We start from the raw sequence: 20,066 nt of genomic DNA, 5'->3' as shown, positions 1-20,066 counted from the left end.
CACAACAGCAAACTTCAATCACCTTCCAGTCATGGTGCGATTGCAGAAATCGCGCCATGACCGGCGGGAGCTTCTTTTGAGCATGATCTGATCGGAAAACCGGTCCCACGTTTCCGGATCATGCTCGGGAATCAGAACGCGCCCATGCGTTCAGCGAGGGCGAACAGCCAGAACAGCCCGGCCATGACGAGCGCGACGCCGACCGCGGCCGAGCCCATGTCCTTGACCCGCCCGATCTGCGGATCGTGATCCATGGTCAGGCGATCGGCTAGCTTCTCGATCGCGGTGTTGAGCAGCTCGATGACGAGCACCAGCACCACGGTCGCGACCAATTCGACCCGGCGCATCACGGTGGCGCCGACCAGCCAGGCCAGCGGCAGCGACAGCGCCAGCGCCACCACCTCCTCGCGAATCGCCTGCTCCGAGCGAATGGCGAATGCCAGCCCGTTGCGCGAGTTGATGGTGGCTCGCCAGAACCTCAACAAGTCACGGCCCCCAAGTCCAAGTCACTGCCTGCCCAAGCCACAGCCCCAATCACAACCCCGCAGCGGCCGGCATCGGCTTGACCTTGCCGGCGCGCTCCTGCTTCAGGAGTTCGGCGATCAGGAAGGCCATGTCGATCGACTGTTCGGCATTAAGACGGGGATCGCAGACCGTGTGGTAGCGGTCGTTGAGGTCCTCATCGGTGATGGCGCGCGCGCCGCCGATGCATTCGGTGACGTCCTGTCCGGTCATCTCCAGGTGCACGCCGCCGGCATGGGTGCCTTCAGCAGCGTGGATCTGGAAGAACGACCTCACCTCCGATAGCACGCGGTCGAACGGCCGCGTCTTGTAGCCCGAGGTCGAGGTGATGGTGTTGCCGTGCATCGGATCGCACGACCACACCACCTTGCGCCCTTCCCGCTGCACGGCGCGGATCAGGCCTGGCAGATGGTCGCCGACCTTGTCGGCGCCGAACCGGTTGATCAGGGTGAGGCGCCCCGGCTCATCGTCGGGATTGAGGATGTCGATCAGCTTCAACAGTTCGTCCGGCTTCAGCGACGGGCCGCATTTCAGGCCGATCGGGTTCTTGATGCCGCGGAAATATTCGACATGGCCGTGATCGAGCTGACGGGTTCGGTCGCCGATCCAGATCATGTGGCCGGAGGTCGCGTACCAGTCGCCGGTGGTGGAATCGACCCGCGTCATCGCCTGCTCGTAGCCGAGCAGCAGCGCCTCGTGGCTGGTGTAGAAATCGGTGGCGCGCAGCTCGGGATGGCTCTCGAGATCGAGGCCGCAGGCGCGCATGAAGTTCAGCGCATCCGAGATGCGGTCGGCCAGCTCCTTGTAGCGGCGTGATTGCGGCGAATCCTTCAGGAAGCCGAGCATCCACTGGTGCACGCTGCCGAGATTGGCGAAACCACCGGTGGCGAACGCGCGCAGCAGGTTCAGCGTCGCGGCGGATTGCCGATAAGCCATCAGCTGGCGCTGCGGATCGGGAATGCGCGCTTCCGGGGTGAAGGCGATGTCGTTGACGATGTCGCCGCGATAGCTCGGCAGCTCGACGTCGCCCTGCTTCTCGGTCGGCGACGAGCGCGGCTTGGCGAACTGGCCGGCGATCCGGCCGACCTTCACCACCGGCAGCGCGCCGGCATAGGTCAGCACGACCGCCATCTGCAACAGGACGCGGAAGAAGTCGCGGATGTTGTTGGCGCCGTGCTCGGCAAAGCTCTCGGCGCAGTCGCCGCCCTGCAGCAGGAAGGCCTCGCCGGCGGCGACCCGCCCCAGCGCCTTCTTCAGGCTGCGCGCCTCGCCCGCGAACACCAGCGGCGGAAAAGTCGCCAGCTGGGCCTCGACATCGGCCAATGCCTTGGCATCGGGATAATCGGGCACCTGCAGCACCTTCTTGGCGCGCCAGCTATCGGGTGTCCACCGCTCGGACATGAGGTCAACTCCTGAGCAAAAACCGCGACTTAATCACGGCATGAGGAAAGCCCGGCTTATACACAGGCCCCCGCTTTCCCGCTAGAAGGATTCCTGCAATCTGGTCAAGCCCTTGCAGGGAAATCCGAATTCGCATTTGGTAGAGCATAGCATGAATGCCGGGGAAATCGCCGTGGCCTCCGCCGCGCTGGACGACGTTTTTAGCGACGACATCGTCGTGCCGGCCGCGGACGGCTATCCGCTCGCCGCGACGTTGTTCCTGCCCGCGCGGCACGCGGCGCCAGGCCGTGCTAATCAATTCGGCGACCGCCGTGCCCCGCAAGGTCTATCGTGGTTTCGCCGGCTACCTCGCCCGCCGCGGCGCCGCGGTACTGACCTACGACTACCGCGGCACCGGCGATAGCCGGCCGATGGCGGCGACCGGCCTCAACAAGCCGAAATCGCTGGCCGGCTTCAAGGCCACCATGGCCGACTGGGCCTCGCTCGATGCCACCGCGGCGGTGAGCTGGATGCGCGAGCGATACCGCAACCTCCCCTTCGCCTATGTCGGCCACTCCTTCGGCGGCCAGGCGCTCGGGCTGCTTGCCAACAATGCCGAGATCCCGCGCGCGCTCCTGATCGCATCGCAGGCTGCCTATTGGAAGCTGATGGCCTCGCCCGAACGCTACCGCGTCATCGCCTTCATGAACGGCGTCGGCCTGCCGCTGGCGCGCACGCTCGGCTACCTCCCCGCCTGGGCCGGCGTCGGCATGGACCTGCCGAGGGGCGCGTTCGAGCAATGGCGGAGCTGGGTGATGCGGGAGCGCTATCTGCTCGATGATGCCACGCTGACAGCGCGCGAGAATTTTCCGAAGTTCAAGGGCAAGCTCCGCGCGCTTGTCATGACCGACGACACCTGGGCAACGCGGCCGGCGGTCGAATTGCTGTGCTCCGCCTTCACGTCGATCACGCCGGAGATCATCTCGATCCGTCCCGCCGACGCCGGCGCAAAAGCGATCGGCCATCTCGGCTTCTTCCGCAGCGACCACCGCGATGCGCTGTGGCGCGGCGCCGCGGAGTGGATTGAGGTGGAGGGGTAAGCACAGCACTCTCCGGCGTCGTCCCTGCTTTCGAAAGCAGGGACCCATACGCCGCGGCCTTTGTTGTCGTCGGGACTCGTCGTTCCAGCGCCGCGCAACAATTGAGATTTGGGGTAATGGGTCCTGGCCTGCGCCAGGACGACGATGAGGATGGTTCTCGCGCGATGCGATGCACCGCTGATGCGTAGCTCATCTTGAACCGAGAAGCCGCGGCGTACTGGATCGTCCGCATGCGCGGGCGATGACACAATGAGAGGTCGCTGCTCTTTCCACACGTCGTCCCTGCGAAAGCAAGGGACCCATAACCACAGGGCTGCGTTGTTGAAACAGGTTGTGGCTCCAGCGCTGCAAGCCAACTGACGTCGGCGGCTATGGGTCCCTGCTTTCGCAGGGACGACACCGCATGTATTGCGCTGCCGGTGAGTCATACATTCGCATTCTCGCGACATGAATCGCCCGAGCTTTGCTCTTCAACTCGGATTCGCGGTCAAGATGATGGGTATCGCTTCGCTCCACCCATCCTGCCAGTCTCACACCACCTTCCGCGGCGCAGCCGTCGCAGCGTCACCCGTGTTCGGCGTCCCGGTCGGTTCGATCAGCAGCAGATGCACCTCTTCCCTTGCGACAGGCCGATGCTCGACGCCCTTCGGCACGATGTACATCTGGCCGGGCGTTAGCGTCACGGTGCGGTCGCGCAGCTCGATGTCGAGGATGCCTTTCAGCACGAGGAAGAAGTCGTCGGTGTCGTCATGCTTGTGCCAGACGAACTCGCCCTGCACCTTCACGACCATGACGTCGCAGGCGTTGAATTGCGCCACGGTGCGCGGCGACCAGTGATCGGAGAATGTCGACAGTTTCTGCGAAAGATCGATCGCGCCGCTCATGATGCCTCCGGGTCCGGGCCAGCCTGCCGGACTCGTTAGCTCAGCCGTGCGACGCACTCAATGCACGCCCCTCAGCCTCTCCGGATATGTACTCGGCCCATTGTGCCCGTTGATGTCGCAAGGCGCTTCGCCGTTGGTGGCCCGCCGCGCCAGCAGTTCCTTTTCGGCCTGATACCAGAGCTGATCCATCTTGCCCGGCGGCTCGCCGGCGTCCTTCCACAATTCGTAGGCGCGGGTCCGGATCTCCTGCTCGGTTGGGCCTCTCATGCGCGGCTCCCTCAATTTGAGACGTCAAACTGTTTGAGAGTGGAACGGACAGCATAGCGCAAGGTTCCAGGGTGCGCGAGACGGCCGCGCGCCGGTGTTGTGTCGCCTGTGCACAAGCGCCGCTGCGCGAAGCCGCGTTCGATTTGAGGGCACGAAGCGGCCCTGAGGAAAAGTCCCGGGCGGATGTGCACGTCAACAAGGGTGCCCTAATTCCCGGGCACGAAGCGCGGCCGTCGGCGCCGGTCTTGCGGAGGCGCGCTACCCCTTCTGAGGTATGCAACCTTTGCCCGCTTCCGCAGACAAATACTCATCAGGATTTTGCCAACCTTCCTGGGGCTAGAGACAACGCCGTCCGCATGTATTTTAAGCGGGCGGCGTTGGGCTGTCAGGCAGGGCTCATTCCCCGTTCCCCATCGCCAGGAGAACACCAGGACGGCAGCGCCGGCCTGCGGGCTACCGCTACTCCGCCGCCTGGCGCACGTAGCGCGCGGTGGGCGTGCGCATCGTCACCAATTCTTCGGAAGCGGTCGGATGCAGCGCGATGGTGGCGTCGAAATCGGCCTTGGTCGCCTTCATCTTGACGGCGATCGCGACGGCCTGGGTGATTTCGGCGGCGCCATCGCCGACGATGTGGCAGCCGAGCACGCGGTCGCTCGCGCCGTCGACCACGAGCTTCATCAGCACGCGGGTGTCGCGGCCAGACATCGTCGCCTTGATCGGGCGGAAATCGGTCTTGTAGATGTCGACGTGGCTGAACTGCGCCCGCGCCTCCTCTTCCGTGAGTCCGACGGTGCCCACCTCCGGCTGCGAGAACACGGCGGTCGGGATCGTGGCGTGGTCGACCTCGACCGCGCGCTTGCCGAACACCGTGTCGGCGAAGGCATGGCCCTCGCGGATCGCAACCGGCGTCAGATTGGTGCGGTGGGTGACGTCGCCGACTGCGTAGATGTTGTCGACCGAGGTCTTCGACCAGCCGTCGACCTGGATGCCGCCATTGGCGGGATTGATGGCGACGCCGGCGGTCTCGAGCCCGAGATTGGCGACATTGGGATGCCGGCCGATCGCGAACATCACCTGGTCGGAGGCGATGCTCGAGCCGCTCGACAGGTGCGTGGTGAAGTCACGGCCGTGCTTCTCGATCTTCGCCACCGTGCAGCCGGTGATGATGGTGATGCCGCGCTTCTCCATCTCGGCGCGGACATGCTTGCGCACGTCCTCGTCGAAGCCGCGCAGGATGTTGTCGCCGCGATAGATCACCGTGACGTCGGAGCCGAAGCCGGCGAAGATGCCGGCGAATTCCAGCGCGATGTAGCCGCCGCCCTGGATCACGATCCGCTTCGGCAGCTCCTTGAGGTGAAACGCCTCGTTGGAGGAGATCACGTGCTCGATGCCGGGCACGATCGGCCCGTGATTGGGCGCGCCGCCGGTGGCGATCAGGATATACTTCGCCGTCACCTTCTCGCCGGTGGCGAGTCTGATGGTGTGGGCATCCTCCAGCACCGCGCGGGTCTTCGCGATCCGTGCGCCCGACTTCTCGACATTGGTGGTGTAGGCGCCCTCGAGCCGGGCGATCTCCTTGTCCTTGTTGGCGACCAGCGTGGCCCAGTCGAACGAGACCTGCCCGATACTCCAGCCGAAGCCGGCCGCGTCCTCGATCTCGTCGTGGACATGGCTGCCGATCACGAACAGCTTCTTCGGCACGCAGCCGCGGATCACGCAGGTGCCGCCCATCCGGTACTCTTCGGCGACCATGACCTTCGCGCCGTAACCCGCGGCGATGCGGGCGGCACGAACGCCGCCCGAACCACCACCGATGACAAACAGGTCGACGTCAAACTCGGCCATGGTAAATCTCAGCTCTAATCGCCGGAATTCGGCTTGATCAACTGCTTTCCCTCATCTTGAGGGCATCTAGTCTTTCACCGCCGTCATTGCGAGGAGCGATAGCGACGAAGCAATCCATCTCTCCGCTTGTGGGACAATGGATTGCTTCGCTTCGCTCGCAATGACGTAGATAGTGCGGCGCACTCAACTTGACGCCCGTCATGCTGAGGCGTCGCTTAGATATCCTTGCCGCGCTTCTTCATCTCGGCCTTGAACTGGGCGTTGACGATCACGCCAAACTGCTGCGCCCACTGCTGCATATATTGCAGCGAATCGTTGATTGCCTTGGGCTCGGAGGTCAGAAGCTTCTGACCGAGCGGCGTCTTGTAGAAGATCACGAGATCCTTCAGCTCCTGCTCGGTGAACTCGGCGGCGTAGAGCTGCGCCATGCCTTCGCCGATTTCCTTCTCACTGCCACCCAGGTTCTTGGCGATGACGAGCGCGACCTCGTTGAGGTCCTTCTGGTAGTTGAGGTATTGCTGGAGCAGGCCGGTCTTGGTCTTCTCGATGATTCCAGGAACGGCGCCGGCATACATCACCTGCACGTTCTTCATCTGAAGGATTTCCTTGGCGTAGCCAATCGCCGCGGGGGTCGACTGCTTGACCTGGGGCATGGGAGGCAGCTGCGGCTGCTGCGCCATCGCCGGTGCGAGCGCCAGTCCAGCCGCCAGGGCCGCAGCCGACAAAAGTCCCGAAAAACGATTCATTCCAAGTCTCCTTGCTTGCGGCCGCATGGCCGTTCAACAACCCGAATTCCCTGCGCGCCGGCCAGCACGGCGACGCTGCCAAGCCCGATGAACAGGCCGTGTTCGACCACGCCCGGAATCACGCTGAGCAAACCGGCAAGACGCGGCGGATCGCCGATCCGGCCGAGATGGGCATCGATGATCCAGTGGCCGCCATCGGTGACAAAAACGTGACCGTCCTTGCCTTTCCGGATCAGCATTTCGCCTGACACGCCGGCCTCGGCGAATGCCCGCGCCATCGCGGCCTGCGTTGCGGCGAGCCCAAACGGGATCACCTCGACCGGCAGCGGAAAGCGGCCGAGCACATCGACCCATTTGCTGTCGTCGGCGATCACGATCATGCGATCACTGGCGGCCGCGACGATCTTCTCGCGCAGCAGCGCACCGCCGCCGCCCTTGATCAGGTTGAGCGCCGGGTCGATCTCGTCGGCGCCGTCGATGGTGAGGTCGAGATGGTCGATCTCGTCCAGCGTGGTCAGCGGAACGCCGCAGCGGATCGCATCCGCGCGGGTCGCTTCCGAGGTCGGCACGCCGATCACCTTCATGCCCGACCGGACCTTCTCGCCGAGCAGCTCGACGAAATGCTTCGCGGTCGATCCGGTGCCGAGCCCGAGCTTCATGCCGTCGCGCACCTCTTCGAGCGCGCGCGCCGCCGCCTGGCGTTTCAGTGCGTCCATGTCCACGTGCCGATAGCCCCTCGGTTGTCCGTTACGGGCCGCCATCGGGTGGCCCGGCGGGCGCATATCTAGCGTCGTTTTGCAGGCAGGAATAGCGGCAAGCGGGCCAGTCTTTAGGCCGAAACGGCGTCCATCGCGGCCAAAATCGCCGAAAAACGCTGTTCGACCTCGGCCCGCATCCCGGGGTGGGTGAAAATGTAGAACTGGTCGTCGCGGATCGCGGCCAGCACATGTCCTGCAACCGACGCCGGATCGAGACCGGCCTCCAGGCGTCGCGCGATCTCGGCGACGACAGCGGCCATCGGGCTTGCCGGATCGAGCGGACGGGTCGGGCCGTACTGCTCGCCGCGGTTGCGCCCGCTCTCGCCGATCCGGGTCCGCACAAAGCTCGGACAGAGCACGCTGACGCCGATCCCGAGCGGCCTGAGCTGCATGGCGAGCCCTTCGGACAGGCTGACGACGGCGAACTTGGTCGCCGAATACGGGCTCAAGCCAAGCCCGGCATTCATCCCGGCCATCGAAGCCGTATTGACGATATGGCCACCCTCGCCGTGCCCGCGGATGTGCGGCAGGAAGCTCCTGATGCCGTGCACGACGCCCATCAGATTGACGTCGATCACCCAGCGCCAGTCGTCGACCGAGATCGGGTCAATGCCGCCGCCGGCCGCGACGTCGGCATTGTTGCAGAGGACATGAACCTTGCCGAAGGCGCGGAACGACGCCTCCGCCGCGCGATCGACGCTTAGGGGATCGGCAACGTCGCAGACCACGCCGTGAACATCCGCACCGCCTGCGCGCAGCGCATCGACGGCCTTGTCCAGCGGACCGGTTTCAATGTCGGCGAGCATCACCTTCATGCCCTCGCGAGCAAAGGCGGTTGCCATCGCAAGTCCGATTCCGCTGGCCGCGCCGGTGACAAAAGCGGCTTTTCCGGCAAGTTCCCGCATCTCAGCCTCCCCTACCTCATGACGTGCCCACATCTACTCTTGCATCGCAGCGCCTGGCCCGATAGCCAAAAGCATCATGTCCGCCGCCTCTCCCCCCATCGTCGTATTCGATCTCGACGGCACGCTGGTCGACACCGCGCCCGATCTGATCGGCGCGCTGAACCATGTGCTCGACCGCGAGGGCCTGCGGCCGGTGCCGCTGGCGGCCGCGCGCAGCATGATCGGCGCCGGCGCCCGCAAGCTGCTGGAACGCGGGCTCGAGGTGGAAGGACGCGCGGTCAGCGTCGGTGACCTTGACCGCTTAACCGCGGATTTCGTCGACTATTATGCCGAGCATATCGCCGACGGCTCGCGCCCGTTCGACGGGCTCGAGGCCGCGCTAGACCGGCTCGAGGCAAAGGGCCATCGCTTTGCGGTGTGCACCAACAAGCTGGAATGGCTGTCGAAGCTGCTGCTCGACCGGCTCGGCCTGACCAAGCGCTTCGCCGCGATCTGCGGCGCCGATACGTTCGGTATTGCAAAACCCGATCCGACGTTCCTGCGCGAGACGGTGGCCCGCGCCGGCGGCCGGCTGCCCGGCGCCATCATGGTCGGCGATGCCGGCCCCGATGTCGGGGTCGCAAGGCGCGCCCAGGTCCCGGTGATCGGCGTCGATTTTGGCTATACGGACGTTCCGATGACCGAGCTGAAGCCGGACCGGCTGATCAGCCATATGCGCGATCTGCCGGACGCCGTCGCCAGCCTGAGCGCGGCATAAACTTTCCGCAACGCACTGATATCGCTAGGCAATATTCAGCCATGCGATTCTGCCATTAACCATCCGCTAACGAACAGGGCCCCCGCTGTTGCGCCTCTGTTCCGACGCACCTATGGTCCGCTCCGGGGATTGTGGCTGATTGCCGCAGTAGAGTGTGGATCATGCGTCGTATCATCGTAATTGCGGCCGCCGGGCTGAGCCTGGCCGGCTGCTCCTCCTTCTCGTTGGATTCGTTCAAGTCGGCGCCACCGCCGATGCCGGTGCAGCTGGATTCGAACCCGCCGGGCGCCGACGCCGTGACCTCGCTCGGACCGGGCTGCAAGACGCCCTGCACCGTGTCGATCCCGGCGCCGGAGACCAACTTCTCCGTCACCTTCAACATGCCGAAGTTCCAGCCGGCGACGGTTCCGGTCACCGTGACCCGCGTTCCCGGCGACTTCACCACGCCGGCGACCACGACGCTGGATCCGAGTCCGGTGTTCGCCGAGCTGCAGCCGGCCGGACCGCCGCCGCGCGCGGCGAAGAAGCCGATACGGAAGAAGAAGCCGAAACCGGCTGCCGCTGCGGCGCCTGCCGCCGCCGCTCCGGACTCCGCGTTCCCCGCCCCGAGCGCGGCTGCGCCGGCGCCGGCCGCCGCGCCGTCGCGCTAGCGCGGGCGGCCGAACCGCATTTGCACTGCACAAGAGCCCGACCCAAAGCCGGGTTTTTGTATTTGGCCGAGACACATCCGCGATTGCGATCATGCATCGCGCGATATGCCTCGCCTATCGCTTTGCATGTTGCGAATCATCCATACGATCATCCATTGGGACGCATTGTGACAACGCGCCAACATGCATAGATTGCGGATGCCGGAGCCGATCACGGCGCGGCAGGCAGGAAACAGATTGCAAGGCCCGAACTGAATGAACGGATCCACGCAAGCACATTCCGACACGCTGTTTCGTCCGATGACCGATCCGTTCGGCCGGACCATCCGTTATTTGCGCGTCTCCGTCACCGACCGCTGCGACCTGCGCTGCTTCTACTGCATGTCGGAAGACATGACCTTCCTGCCGAAGGCCGATCTGCTAACACTGGAAGAGCTCGACCGGCTCTGCTCTGCGTTCGTCGCCAAGGGCGTGCGCAAGATCCGCCTCACCGGCGGCGAGCCGCTGGTCCGCCGCAACGTGATGGGCCTGGTGCGCTCGCTGTCGCGCCATCTGACCACGGGCGCACTCGACGAATTGACGCTGACCACCAACGGTTCGCAGCTGGCGCGCTTCGCCCAGGAACTGGCCGATTGCGGCGTGCGCCGCGTCAACGTCTCGCTCGACACCCTCGACCCCGTAAAATTCCGGGCCATCACCCGCTGGGGCGACATCGACAAGGTGCTGTCGGGCATCGAGGCGGCGCGGTCGGCGGGACTCGCGGTCAAGATCAACGCGGTCGCGCTGAAGAACCTGAACGAGGACGAGATACCGGCGCTGATGGAATGGGCGCACGGCAAGGGCATGGGCCTCACCTTGATCGAGGTGATGCCGATGGGCGACATCGGCGAAGGCCGGATCGATCAGTACGTGCCGCTGTCCTTGATGCGCGCGCGGCTCGAGAAACACTACACGCTGACCGATCTGTCCGACGACACCGGCGGCCCCGCCCGCTACGTCCGGGTCGCCGAGACCGGCGGCAAGCTCGGCTTCATCACGCCGATGACCCATAATTTCTGCGAATCCTGCAACCGGGTGCGGATCACCTGCACCGGCACGCTGCACACCTGCCTCGGCCACGAGGACGCCTCCGACCTGCGCCGGCCGCTGCGTGCCTCCGCCGACAACGATTTGCTGGCGGCGGCCATCGACCGGGCCATCGGACTGAAGCCGAAGGGGCACGATTTCATCATCGACCGCCGCCACAACCGTCCGAGCGTCAGCCGCCACATGAGCGTGACCGGCGGCTAGTCTTCAAGCTCCCTCCCGACGCGCGGCCTGTCCCCCGATTACCAAGGCGGGACAACAGTTTGCCGCGGCGTCAATTTGTCCATTTTCCGATTGACGGCGTTCCACGGCGCTGATTTGGTGAATCAGCTTTCACGCTAGTCTGGCCAGCATAGGCCGCTGCCCTCCGTCGGCTCCTGCCGACGATCCCCGGCAGCCAAGAACGGCTGAAGCGGATTTCGGGGGAGGACGAACGTTTGCAACTGCTCCTGAAAGTGAGCCGTGGCTCCGTGCGCATGCGCGCGGCGGCCAGATGATGCTTGAAGAGATATTCGGCGCGCGGATGGCGCGACCGTGGAGATCGTGATGCGCCCATTGTTGGCATTAAGTCAGGCCATCGACCAACTCAACGAGAAGATCGGCTACATCTGCAACCTGCTGGTGCTGATCTCGTGCCTGGTCAGCGCCGGCAACGCCATGATCCGCTACGCGTTCAGCTACTCGTCGAACGGCTGGCTCGAGGCGCAGTGGTACATGTTCGCGATCCTCGTGATGTTCGGCGCCTCCTACACCTTCAAGCGCAACGAGCATGTCCGCGTCGAGATCATGTATCTGATGCTGTCCGAACGCGGCCAGCTCTGGCTCGACCTGATCGGAACGCTGTTCTTCCTGATCCCGGCCTGCCTCCTGCTCGCATATCTGTCGTGGCCGTTCTTCTACCAGGCCTATGCGGTCGGCGAGATGAGCGGCAACGCCGGCGGCCTGCTGCGCTGGCCAATCAAGTTCGTTATCCCGTCCGGCTTCGTGATGCTTGCGCTGCAAGGCGTCTCAGAGGTGATCAAGCGGATCGCCGCGCTGCAGGGCTACGTGACCATCGACGCGAAGTATGAGAGGCCGACTCAATGATCACGCTGGAGATGATGCCGCCACTGATGTTCGGCGGCCTGATCGTAGCGATGCTGATCGGTTATCCGGTGGCGTTCACGCTCGCCGCGGTCGGCCTGTCGTTCGGGTTCCTCTCGATCTATCTCGGCTTCTTCGACCTCAACTTCCTGCAGGCGATCCCGGGCCGCATCTTCGGCAGCGTGCTGTCCAACGAGCTGCTGCTGGCGATCCCGTTCTTCACCTTCATGGGCGCGATATTGGAGAGATGCGGGCTCGCCGAGGACATGCTGGATTCGATGGGCCAGCTGTTCGGCCCGATCCGCGGCGGCCTCGGCTATTCCGTGATCATCGTCGGCTTCATCCTCGGCGCCATCACCGGCACGGTGGCGGCGCAGGTGATCGCGATGGCGCTGATCTCGATGCCGGTGATGATCCGCTACGGCTACAACATCCGCTACATCACGGGCGTGCTCGCCGCCTCCGGCACCATCACACAACTTGTCCCTCCCTCTCTCGTCCTGATCGTGCTCGCCGACCAGCTCGGCAAGTCGGTCGGCGACATGTATCTCGGCGCCTGGGGCCCATCGGTGTTCCAGATCCTGCTGTTCGCCGGCTACACCTTCCTGCTCGGCATCTTCAAGCCAAGCCATGTCCCCGCGGTGCCGATCGAGGCGCGCACGCTGACCGGGTGGGCGCTGTGGAAGAAGTGCCTGCTCGGCATCATCCCCTCGGCGGTACTGATCTTCGTCGTGCTCGGCACCATGATGATGGGCCTTGCGACCCCGACGGAGGCCGGCGCCATGGGCGCGGTCGGCGCCATCGTGCTCGCCGCCATCCACCACAAGGATTTCAGCGCCACCGGCAACAAGGTGCTGATAACAGGCGTGATCGCCGGCGGCATCGGCACCATCATCGCGATGCTCTACAGCGAGAACCTGATCTTCAAGCTCGCCTTCGCGATCACCTACGCCGCGGTGGTCTGGATCTGCCTCGAGGCCGTCAAGATCCCGGACCTGCGCGACCTGATCAAGCAGGGCTACGAGACCACCATGCGGATCACTTGCATGGTCACCTTCATCCTGATCGGCTCGACCTGCTTCTCGGTCGTGTTCCTCGGCGTATCCGGCGGCACCTGGCTGGAGCACCATCTGACCTCGCTGCCCGGCGGCGTCTGGGGCTTCCTGATCTTCATCAACCTGTTCATCTTCTTCCTGGCGTTCTTCCTCGACTTCTTCGAGATCGCCTTCATCATCCTGCCGATGGTCGCGCCGATCGCGCAGAAGGTGCTGGCGCCGGTGGTCGGCCCCGACGCCGCGCTGATCTGGTTCGGCGTGATGCTCTGCGTCAACATGCAGACCTCGTTCCTGCATCCGCCGTTCGGCTTCGCGCTGTTCTATCTGCGCGGCGTGGCGCCCAAGGAAGTGAAGAGCTCGGACATCTACTGGGGCGCAATGCCGTGGATCGGCCTGCAGGCGATCATGGTGGCGCTGGTGATCGCGTTCCCGGTCGTCGTCACCGGACTGCTCGACAAGCCGCTCGATGTCGACCTCAACAAGGTCAAGATCGAGGTGCCGCAGATCGACCTGCCGCCGCTCGACTTCGGACAACCGAAGCAGTAGCCGGCATCAGCGCATTCGGCGTGCCCAGAGCATTTTCGGTTCTGATTGAATCAGAACCGAAGCTCTGGATTGTTGTTCTAACGCGATTTCTTCACGCGAACCGGCGTCCACTTCGCTCGAAAGCGCTCTTGCGGGCGCGAGGCACGCCGCTGTTGACGGCACCGGCGAGGCCTGTGAAGACGGGGATACGGATCGTCCTCCAACTCACAGATCGCCGCCATGCCCCAAATGCGTCCCGCCCGCTCGTTCATTCGCCCGCTGATGCTGTCGTTTGGTTTGGCGCTCGCCGCGCCCGCAGCGCATGCAGCCGACCTTCGCGCGCTGGCGCAACAGGAACAGCAGCAGCCGCTGCTCGACACCCTGCGCGACCTCGTGCAGATCGAATCCGGCAGCAAGGACATCGAGGGCCTGAACCAGCTCGCCGAGCGCGTCGCCGGCCAGCTCAAGCAGCTCGGCGGCACGGTCGATATCCTGCAGACCACCGATATCTACCGCCTCGACGACACGCCGGAGAAGATCGGTCCCGCCGTGCAGGCCGTCTTCAAGGGCACGGGCAGCGCGAAGATCATGCTGATCGCGCACATGGATACGGTGTATCTCAAGGGCATGCTGAAGGACCAACCCTTCCGCATCGATGGCGACAAGGCCTATGGGCTCGGCATTGCCGACGACAAGCAGGGCGTCGCCACCATCCTCCATGCCGTGGCGTTGCTGCAGAAGCTGAACTTCAAAAATTACGGTACGCTCACCGTGCTGATCAATGGCGACGAGGAGATCTCTTCGCCCGGCTGGCGCAGCACCATCACCCGCATCGCCGCGGAACAGGATGCCGTGTTCTCGTTCGAGGGCGGCGGCACGGACGGCACGCTGCGCCTCGCCACCAGCGGCATCGGCTCGGCCTATCTCACGGTGCACGGCAAGTCGTCGCATGCGGGCGCCAGGCCCGAAGGCGGCGTGAATGCGCTCTATGAGCTGTCACACCAGGTGCTGCAGATGAAGGACCTGTCCAAGCCGGAGCAGGGCCTGAAGCTGAACTGGACGGTGTCCAAGTCCGGCACCAATCGCAACGTGATCCCAGCCGAAGCCACCGCCCAGGCCGACGCGCGCGCGCTCAAGGTGGCGGATTTCGACGAGCTCGAGAAAGCCCTGCAGGACAAGATCAAGAATCGCCTGCTGCCGGACTCCAGGGTGGACGTGAAGTTCGAGGTGCGCCGCCCGCCGCTCGAAGCGAGCGACGCCTCGCGCCGCGTGGCCGGCCACGGCAAGACGATTTATCAGGAGCTGGGCATGTCGCTGAACGTCGCCGAGCGGGCCACCGGCGGCGGCACCGACGCCGCATTTGCCGCCCTCAAGACCAAGGGCGCCGTGGTGGAAGGCATGGGCCTGTCGGGCTTCGGCGCGCACTCCAACGATGCCGAATACGTGCAGATCAACAGCATCGTGCCGCGCCTGGTGCTGACCACACGCATGATCATGGACCTGTCCGACGGCAAGGTGAAGTAGACCGGCAAGGCCGCGGCACGTTCGCGGGCCGGCTCAGGACGCCGCCGGCTCCGCCTTCGCGAGGCGGAAGCGCAGCGTGAACTGGGCGCCGCCGGACGGCAGGTTCTCCACCCTCACCGTCGCATCGTGATCGTCGACGACGCCGCGCACGATCGAGAGCCCGAGCCCCGCGCCGTCGGTGCGCTGGCGATCGCTGCGCCAGAAGCGCTGGAAGATCAGCCCCTGCTCGGCGGGCGCAATCCCCGGCCCGCAGTCGCGCACCTGCACCGAACCGTTGTCGTGCACCTCGACATCGACCGAGGTCCTCTCGGCGGTGTACTTGATGGCGTTCTCCGCCAGATTGAAGATCGCCCGCTGCAGCATCTCCGCATTGCCCCTGACCTGCACCGGACTGTCGGTGCCGCGCAACGCGATGTCCTTTTGCTGCGCCAGCGCGTAGGGCGCGATCGAGCCGACCACCTCGGCGCACACCGCGCGCAAATCCGCGGTCTCGCCGGGATCCAGCACCAGCGTGTCGAGCTCGGCGATCTCGAGCAGCTGGCTGACGATGCGGCTCATGCTCTCGATGTCGGCATGCAGCTCCCTGGTTCCCTTGGCCGCATCGAGCGTCTCGATCCGGGTCCTGAGGATCGCAAGCGGCGTGCGCAGCTGATGCGCTGCATCGGCCGTGAACTGGCGCTGCACGTGAAAGCCTTCCTCAAGGCGATCGAACGCCTGGTTGACGGCGGTCACCAGCGGCAGGATCTCGCTCGGAATCCCCTCCGTCGGAAGGCGGATATCGGTCCTTGCCGGTCCGATGCTCCTCGCCTCCTCCGAGGCCCGCAACAGTGGAATCACCGCGCGGCGGAAGATCAGGATATCGGTGGCAAGCAGGATCAGAAGGATCGGGATGGTGATCCAGCCAACCCGCCGGAAGAAATTGGAGACGATGTCGTCGATGATGACGTCGCGATGCGACAGGTCCTCGGCGACCAGGATGCGCAGCGTCTGGCCGCCGAGCAGCTTGGTGACACTGGCACCGGAAATCCGGTTGGCGGACGCCGGAAGTCGCGGCGCCTCGCGATGCGACGAAAACAGCAGATGACCGTCGGCATCGTAGATGTCGTAGCGATAGCGGCCATAGGCGTCGGAATAGAGCCCCCTCAGGCTGTCCGGCAGGTTGAGCTGCACCTTGCCCGCGGCATCGACCGAGAGGTTCTGGCCGAGATCGGCGGCCTGGTCGCGCATCGCTTCGCGATGCAGCTGATTGATCTCCGAATTCAACAGCCACAGCAGCAGCAGCGGCAGGAAGATCGCCGCGACCGCGACCGCCACGATGTGCAGGAACACGATCCGCGACGTCAGCGACTTGAAGCGGAACACGCCTACTTCTCCTCCGCCATCAGATAACCGACGCCCCGAATGGTATGGATGATGACCCTGGCGCGGTGCTCGGCGAGCAGCTTGCGCAGCCGCGACACGTAAACCTCGACCGCGTTCGAGGCGACCTCGCCGGCGAGGCCGAAGATGTGGTCCTCGACATTCTTCTTCGGCACCACCCGCCCCTGCCGTCGCAACAGGATCTCCAGCACCGACGTCTCGCGCGCCGAGAACACGTGTGGAGCGCCGTCGACGAACACCTGCTTGCTCTCGGTGTCGTAGACCAGATTGGCGAGCTTCAGCGAGGAGCCGAGCAGCTGGCCGGGCCGGCGCAGGATGGCTTCGAGCCGCGCCACCAGCTCCTCCAGCGCGAACGGCTTCGCCAGATAGTCGTCCGCGCCGCTGCGCAGGCCGCTGACCCGATCCTGCAGGCCGCCCCGCGCGGTCAGCACCAGCACCGGCAGCGGATCGGTCTTGCGGCGAAGCTCCGACAGCACCGACAAGCCATCGCCGTCGGGCAGACCGAGATCGAGAATCATGGCGGCATAACTGACGCTGCGCAGCGCATCGCGCGCCTCGGCAACGCTGTTGACGACATCGGACTCATATCCCGCCGCCATCAGCCCGCTGGCCAGCAGCCGCGAGAGCTCGACATTGTCCTCGACGATCAGAAGGCGCATCGCAGCAATCCTGACTTCATTCAATCGATCTTCTGCTTGCTGTCGTCAAAACAAGACGCATGCGAAGGTGACGTCTCGATGGCGACACAAGCGCATGTTGCTCCAGCTCGTGTTACTGCCCTGAAAACAGATACCGCCTCCCCGCTGCAATCAAAATCTACGCCAGGCGCCTTTGATTGCGCCCGTGTAAGGCTGACGTCAGCTAGCCATGATAACATAACGGATTGCGCGTTCGCGCCCGGAGATCGAGAACTGGCAGCTGCCGCCACGGCCAGCGACCGGCGGTCATGCGTCTTCGCAAGTCGCGCCGCGGCCGCGATCGCGGCATGGAAAAGCCCCGGCGCTTTCGCTCCGAGGCTGATTTCCTGTCCAACTCGCAGCGGTCACGCCTGCGAGTGGCGCGCCATGAAATTGTCGTAGCCGACCTCGGCGACCTGGAACCATTGATAGCCGTTGTTGGAGAACGAGGTCAGCGAGTCATAGACCTTCTTGAAGTTGGCATTGGTCGCGGAAACCTCGGCATGCAGCTCCTTGGCGGCCTTGAAGGAAGCTTCCATCACCGCAGTCGGGAACGGGCGCAGCTTGGTGCCGACCGCGAGCAGCTTCTTCAGCGCGATCGGATTGGCCTGGTCGTAGCGCGCCATCATCCAGTTGTTGGCGAGATGGCCGGCCTGCTCAAGCACGAACTGATAATGCTTCGGCAGCGCGTTCCACTTGTCGAGATTGATCATCGCCACCAGCATGGGGCCGCCCTCCCACCAGCCGGGGAAGTAATAGTTCGGCGCGACCTTGTAGAAGCCGAGCTTCTCGTCGTCGTAGGGACCGACCCACTCGGCCGCATCGATCGTGCCCTTCTCCAGCGCCGGATAGATGTCGCCGCCGGCGAGTTGCTGCGGCACCGCGCCGAGCTTCTGCATCACCTTGCCGGCAAAGCCGCCGATGCGGAATTTGAGGCCCTTGAGATCGTCGACGCTGTTGATCTCCTTGCGGAACCAGCCACCCATCTGGCAGCCGGTGTTGCCGGCGAGCAGCGAGGTGACGTTGTAGCTCTTGTAGAACTCGTTGAGCAGGTCCTTGCCGCCGCCCAGCATGAACCAGGCCTGGTTGAGGCGCATGTTGGGCCCGAACGGCACCGCCGAGCCGAAGGTGAAGGTCGGGTCCTTGCCGAAATAATAATAAGGCGCGGTGTGCCCCATCTCGACGGTGCCGTTCTGCACGGCGTCGAGCACCTGCAGGCCCGGCACGATCTCGCCCGCGGCAAAGGTCTGGATCTGGAATTTGTTGTCGGTGGCTTCACCGACCGCCTTCGCCATCAGCTCGGCGCCGCCGTGCAGCGTGTCGAGCGACTTCGGCCAGCTCGTCGTCAAGCGCCACTTGAGCTCCGGCATCGACTGCGCGATCGCGGGAGCTGCGACCGTGGCGGCGCCGGCGACGCCCAGACCCGTGACCTTGATGAAATCTCTTCGCTTCATTTGAATCCTGCCCTGTTCGATTGTGTTGTCCGAGCGTCGACTGCTTTCGATCGTCGCGCCGCTTTTCTTTTTGCCGTCATGACCGGTGACCGATCACACGCCGCCTTCGTGCCGAGGCTTCGGATGCGAGCATGGAACATCCCCTTCACGAATGCCAGACGCAAAAAAACCCGGCCTCCTTGCGGAGGCCGGGCAATGCGTTCGCGTCGCGCGAACGCTCGTCCAAAAGGCTAGAGCGTTTTCGAGCGAAGTGGATACCGGTTCGCGTGAAGAAAACGCGTCAAAACAAGAATCTAGAGCCCCGTTCCGATTCCATCGGAACGGGAAAAGCTCTAGACGCCGATCAGCCGCGGGTGCGCGAGCGGATCATGAAGCTGTCGAAGGTGTATTCGGCGACCTGCCACCACAGATACTGGTCGGAGCGGTACGCCTGCATGGCCTCGATCGACTTCTTGAAGTCGGCATTCTTGGCCGAGATTTCACCCCACAGCTCGTTGGTCGCCTTGAGGCAGGCCTCAAGCACCTCGTTGGTGAACGGACGCAGCTGCGTGCCGCCGGCAACCAGCCGCTTCAGCGCGGAGGGGTTCTGCATGTCGTAGCGCGCGGCCATCCAGCTGTTGGCGTTGGCGGCGCCGTTGGCCAGGATCGCCTGGTAGTTCTTCGGCAGCGCGTTCCACTTCTCCAGGTTGACGAAGGAGTGCACGGTCGGACCGCCTTCCCAGAAGCCCGGATAGTAGTAGTACTTGGCGACCTTCTGGAAGCCGAGCTTCTCGTCGTCATAGGGACCGACCCACTCGGCCGCGTCGATGGTGCCCTTTTCGAGCGCCGGATAGATGTCGCCGCCGGCGAGTTGCTGCGGCACCACGCCGACCTTCTGCAGCACCTGGCCGGCAATGCCGCCGATCCGCATCTTCAGGCCCGACATGTCGGCGACGGTCTTGATCTCCTTGCGGAACCAGCCGCCCATCTGGGTGCCGGTGTTGCCGGTCGGGAAACCGATCACGCCGAACTTCTTGAAGAACTCGTTGCCGAGCTCCTGACCACCGCCCTGATACCACCAGGAGTTCTGCATGCGGGCATTGAGACCGAACGGCACCGACGCGTAGATCGCGAAGGTCGGGTCCTTACCGACATAGTAGTAGGCGACGGTGTGCGACATCTCGACCGTGCCGTTGGAGGTCGCGTCCAGCGCCTGCAGGCCGGGGACGACTTCGCCCGCCGCGAACACCTGGATCTGGAACTTGTTGTCGGTCATTTCGGCGACGTACTTCGACAGCTCGACGGCACCGCCATAGATGGTGTCGAGCGACTTCGGGAAGCTCGAGGTCAGGCGCCACTTGATTTCAGGCGATGACTGCGCGATCGCCGGCGCGGCAACCGCCGTCGCGGCAGCACCGGCCGCAGAAACTTTCAAAAAATCACGACGCTTCATCGTAAGACTTCTCCTTCAGGGGCGTTTCCCAGTGAC

General features: G+C 64.4%; 18 protein-coding genes and 1 pseudogene. 7 read left to right on the top strand and 12 right to left on the bottom strand.

Translation table 11 applies throughout. From position 1 onward, the window contains the following. Nucleotides 1-131 precede the first annotated feature (131 nt). Entirely contained in the window at nt 132-485 is a 354-nt protein-coding gene (locus ACVIHF_RS10375; protein ID WP_028334253.1) for a diacylglycerol kinase, read from the bottom strand. Between the two features lie 49 nt (nt 486-534). Next, entirely contained in the window at nt 535-1,923 is a 1,389-nt protein-coding gene (locus ACVIHF_RS10370; protein WP_028334252.1) for a class II 3-deoxy-7-phosphoheptulonate synthase, read from the bottom strand. 151 nt (nt 1,924-2,074) lie between these two features. On the opposite strand from ACVIHF_RS10370, the pseudogene ACVIHF_RS10365 reads away from it, so the two are divergent. Continuing rightward, a pseudogene (locus ACVIHF_RS10365) lies at nt 2,075-3,002 on the top strand (alpha/beta hydrolase family protein). Between the two features lie 530 nt (nt 3,003-3,532). On the opposite strand, the gene ACVIHF_RS10360 reads toward ACVIHF_RS10365, so the two are convergent. From ACVIHF_RS10360 to ACVIHF_RS10335, 6 genes are all read right to left on the bottom strand, one after another. Beyond that, nucleotides 3,533-3,886, bottom strand: coding sequence for a cupin domain-containing protein (locus tag ACVIHF_RS10360; protein WP_057017263.1), 354 nt, complete (start codon nt 3,884-3,886; stop codon nt 3,533-3,535). A 57-nt stretch (nt 3,887-3,943) separates the two neighbouring features. Beyond that, entirely contained in the window at nt 3,944-4,153 is a 210-nt protein-coding gene (locus ACVIHF_RS10355; protein ID WP_057017262.1) for a DUF2934 domain-containing protein, read from the bottom strand. A gap of 459 nt (nt 4,154-4,612) precedes the next feature. After that, nucleotides 4,613-5,998 (bottom strand): glutathione-disulfide reductase, encoded by a 1,386-nt coding sequence (gene gor, locus ACVIHF_RS10350; protein ID WP_456792002.1) that lies wholly within the window; start codon nt 5,996-5,998, stop codon nt 4,613-4,615. A 215-nt stretch (nt 5,999-6,213) separates the two neighbouring features. Beyond that, a complete protein-coding gene (locus ACVIHF_RS10345; RefSeq protein ID WP_057017260.1) occupies nt 6,214-6,744 on the bottom strand; it encodes a DUF2059 domain-containing protein in 531 nt (176 codons plus the stop codon). Next, nucleotides 6,741-7,460, bottom strand: coding sequence for a ribose-5-phosphate isomerase RpiA (gene rpiA / locus ACVIHF_RS10340; protein WP_456792001.1), 720 nt, complete (start codon nt 7,458-7,460; stop codon nt 6,741-6,743). Before rpiA ends, ACVIHF_RS10345 begins: the two co-directional genes overlap by 4 nt. A 113-nt stretch (nt 7,461-7,573) precedes the next feature. Further along, the gene (locus tag ACVIHF_RS10335; RefSeq protein ID WP_456792000.1) at nt 7,574-8,407 is read right to left on the bottom strand and encodes an SDR family NAD(P)-dependent oxidoreductase; all 834 of its coding nucleotides are present in this window, start codon (nt 8,405-8,407) and stop codon (nt 7,574-7,576) included. A gap of 76 nt (nt 8,408-8,483) precedes the next feature. Here ACVIHF_RS10335 and ACVIHF_RS10330 point away from each other — a divergent pair, with 76 nt between their 5' ends. The 6 genes from ACVIHF_RS10330 (at nt 8,484) to ACVIHF_RS10305 (ending at nt 15,087) form a co-directional block, all read left to right on the top strand. Then, the gene (locus ACVIHF_RS10330) at nt 8,484-9,164 is read left to right on the top strand and encodes an HAD hydrolase-like protein (RefSeq protein ID WP_076826449.1); all 681 of its coding nucleotides are present in this window, start codon (nt 8,484-8,486) and stop codon (nt 9,162-9,164) included. A gap of 161 nt (nt 9,165-9,325) precedes the next feature. After that, on the top strand, nt 9,326-9,814 hold the full coding sequence (locus tag ACVIHF_RS10325) for a PEGA domain-containing protein (protein WP_253609180.1): 489 nt from the start codon (nt 9,326-9,328) through the stop codon (nt 9,812-9,814). 255 nt (nt 9,815-10,069) lie between these two features. Continuing rightward, nucleotides 10,070-11,104, top strand: coding sequence for a GTP 3',8-cyclase MoaA (gene moaA, locus ACVIHF_RS10320; RefSeq protein WP_456780879.1), 1,035 nt, complete (start codon nt 10,070-10,072; stop codon nt 11,102-11,104). A gap of 342 nt (nt 11,105-11,446) precedes the next feature. Then, entirely contained in the window at nt 11,447-11,986 is a 540-nt protein-coding gene (locus ACVIHF_RS10315) for a TRAP transporter small permease subunit (RefSeq protein WP_028334243.1), read from the top strand. Then, nucleotides 11,983-13,584, top strand: coding sequence for a TRAP transporter large permease (locus tag ACVIHF_RS10310; protein WP_253609181.1), 1,602 nt, complete (start codon nt 11,983-11,985; stop codon nt 13,582-13,584). Before ACVIHF_RS10315 ends, ACVIHF_RS10310 begins: the two co-directional genes overlap by 4 nt. Nucleotides 13,585-13,803: 219 nt before the next feature. Further along, nucleotides 13,804-15,087, top strand: a complete 1,284-nt coding sequence (locus ACVIHF_RS10305) for a M20/M25/M40 family metallo-hydrolase (RefSeq protein WP_456791998.1) — start codon at nt 13,804-13,806, stop codon at nt 15,085-15,087. Nucleotides 15,088-15,120: 33 nt separating this feature from the next. Here ACVIHF_RS10305 and ACVIHF_RS10300 read toward each other — a convergent pair whose 3' ends face one another. The 4 genes from ACVIHF_RS10300 to ACVIHF_RS10285 form a co-directional block, all read right to left on the bottom strand. Continuing rightward, nucleotides 15,121-16,449 carry a sensor histidine kinase gene (locus tag ACVIHF_RS10300; RefSeq protein WP_310880389.1) on the bottom strand — a complete coding sequence of 443 codons (1,329 nt, stop codon included), beginning with the start codon at nt 16,447-16,449 and terminating at the stop codon, nt 15,121-15,123. A 2-nt stretch (nt 16,450-16,451) separates the two neighbouring features. After that, nucleotides 16,452-17,126: a response regulator transcription factor gene (locus ACVIHF_RS10295; protein ID WP_225641498.1), complete on the bottom strand. Its 675-nt coding sequence runs from the start codon at nt 17,124-17,126 to the stop codon at nt 16,452-16,454. Nucleotides 17,127-17,509: 383 nt separating this feature from the next. Continuing rightward, nucleotides 17,510-18,598, bottom strand: a complete 1,089-nt coding sequence (locus ACVIHF_RS10290) for a TRAP transporter substrate-binding protein (RefSeq protein ID WP_456791997.1) — start codon at nt 18,596-18,598, stop codon at nt 17,510-17,512. Nucleotides 18,599-18,941: 343 nt separating this feature from the next. Continuing rightward, nucleotides 18,942-20,030: a TRAP transporter substrate-binding protein gene (locus ACVIHF_RS10285; protein ID WP_092084399.1), complete on the bottom strand. Its 1,089-nt coding sequence runs from the start codon at nt 20,028-20,030 to the stop codon at nt 18,942-18,944. Between the last annotated feature and the right edge of the window lie 36 nt (nt 20,031-20,066).

This window comes from Bradyrhizobium sp. USDA 4506, from assembly GCF_054058795.1.
Note: the sequence above shows the minus strand (reverse complement) of the source record. Positions and strands in the feature narration are given on the sequence as shown.

Excerpts from the sequence above, each read along its gene's own strand:
- ACVIHF_RS10370 (WP_028334252.1), bottom strand. The coding sequence starts at position 1,923 with ATGTCCGAGCGGTGGACACCCGATAGCTGGCGCGCCAAGAAGGTGCTG.
- ACVIHF_RS10360 (WP_057017263.1), bottom strand. The coding sequence starts at position 3,886 with ATGAGCGGCGCGATCGATCTTTCGCAGAAACTGTCGACATTCTCCGAT.
- ACVIHF_RS10355 (WP_057017262.1), bottom strand. The coding sequence starts at position 4,153 with ATGAGAGGCCCAACCGAGCAGGAGATCCGGACCCGCGCCTACGAATTG.
- gor (WP_456792002.1), bottom strand. The coding sequence starts at position 5,998 with ATGGCCGAGTTTGACGTCGACCTGTTTGTCATCGGTGGTGGTTCGGGC.
- ACVIHF_RS10345 (WP_057017260.1), bottom strand. The coding sequence starts at position 6,744 with ATGAATCGTTTTTCGGGACTTTTGTCGGCTGCGGCCCTGGCGGCTGGA.
- rpiA (WP_456792001.1), bottom strand. The coding sequence starts at position 7,460 with ATGGACGCACTGAAACGCCAGGCGGCGGCGCGCGCGCTCGAAGAGGTG.
- ACVIHF_RS10335 (WP_456792000.1), bottom strand. The coding sequence starts at position 8,407 with ATGCGGGAACTTGCCGGAAAAGCCGCTTTTGTCACCGGCGCGGCCAGC.
- ACVIHF_RS10330 (WP_076826449.1), top strand. The coding sequence starts at position 8,484 with ATGTCCGCCGCCTCTCCCCCCATCGTCGTATTCGATCTCGACGGCACG.
- ACVIHF_RS10325 (WP_253609180.1), top strand. The coding sequence starts at position 9,326 with ATGCGTCGTATCATCGTAATTGCGGCCGCCGGGCTGAGCCTGGCCGGC.
- moaA (WP_456780879.1), top strand. The coding sequence starts at position 10,070 with ATGAACGGATCCACGCAAGCACATTCCGACACGCTGTTTCGTCCGATG.
- ACVIHF_RS10315 (WP_028334243.1), top strand. The coding sequence starts at position 11,447 with ATGCGCCCATTGTTGGCATTAAGTCAGGCCATCGACCAACTCAACGAG.
- ACVIHF_RS10310 (WP_253609181.1), top strand. The coding sequence starts at position 11,983 with ATGATCACGCTGGAGATGATGCCGCCACTGATGTTCGGCGGCCTGATC.
- ACVIHF_RS10305 (WP_456791998.1), top strand. The coding sequence starts at position 13,804 with ATGCCCCAAATGCGTCCCGCCCGCTCGTTCATTCGCCCGCTGATGCTG.
- ACVIHF_RS10295 (WP_225641498.1), bottom strand. The coding sequence starts at position 17,126 with ATGCGCCTTCTGATCGTCGAGGACAATGTCGAGCTCTCGCGGCTGCTG.
- ACVIHF_RS10290 (WP_456791997.1), bottom strand. The coding sequence starts at position 18,598 with ATGAAGCGAAGAGATTTCATCAAGGTCACGGGTCTGGGCGTCGCCGGC.
- ACVIHF_RS10285 (WP_092084399.1), bottom strand. The coding sequence starts at position 20,030 with ATGAAGCGTCGTGATTTTTTGAAAGTTTCTGCGGCCGGTGCTGCCGCG.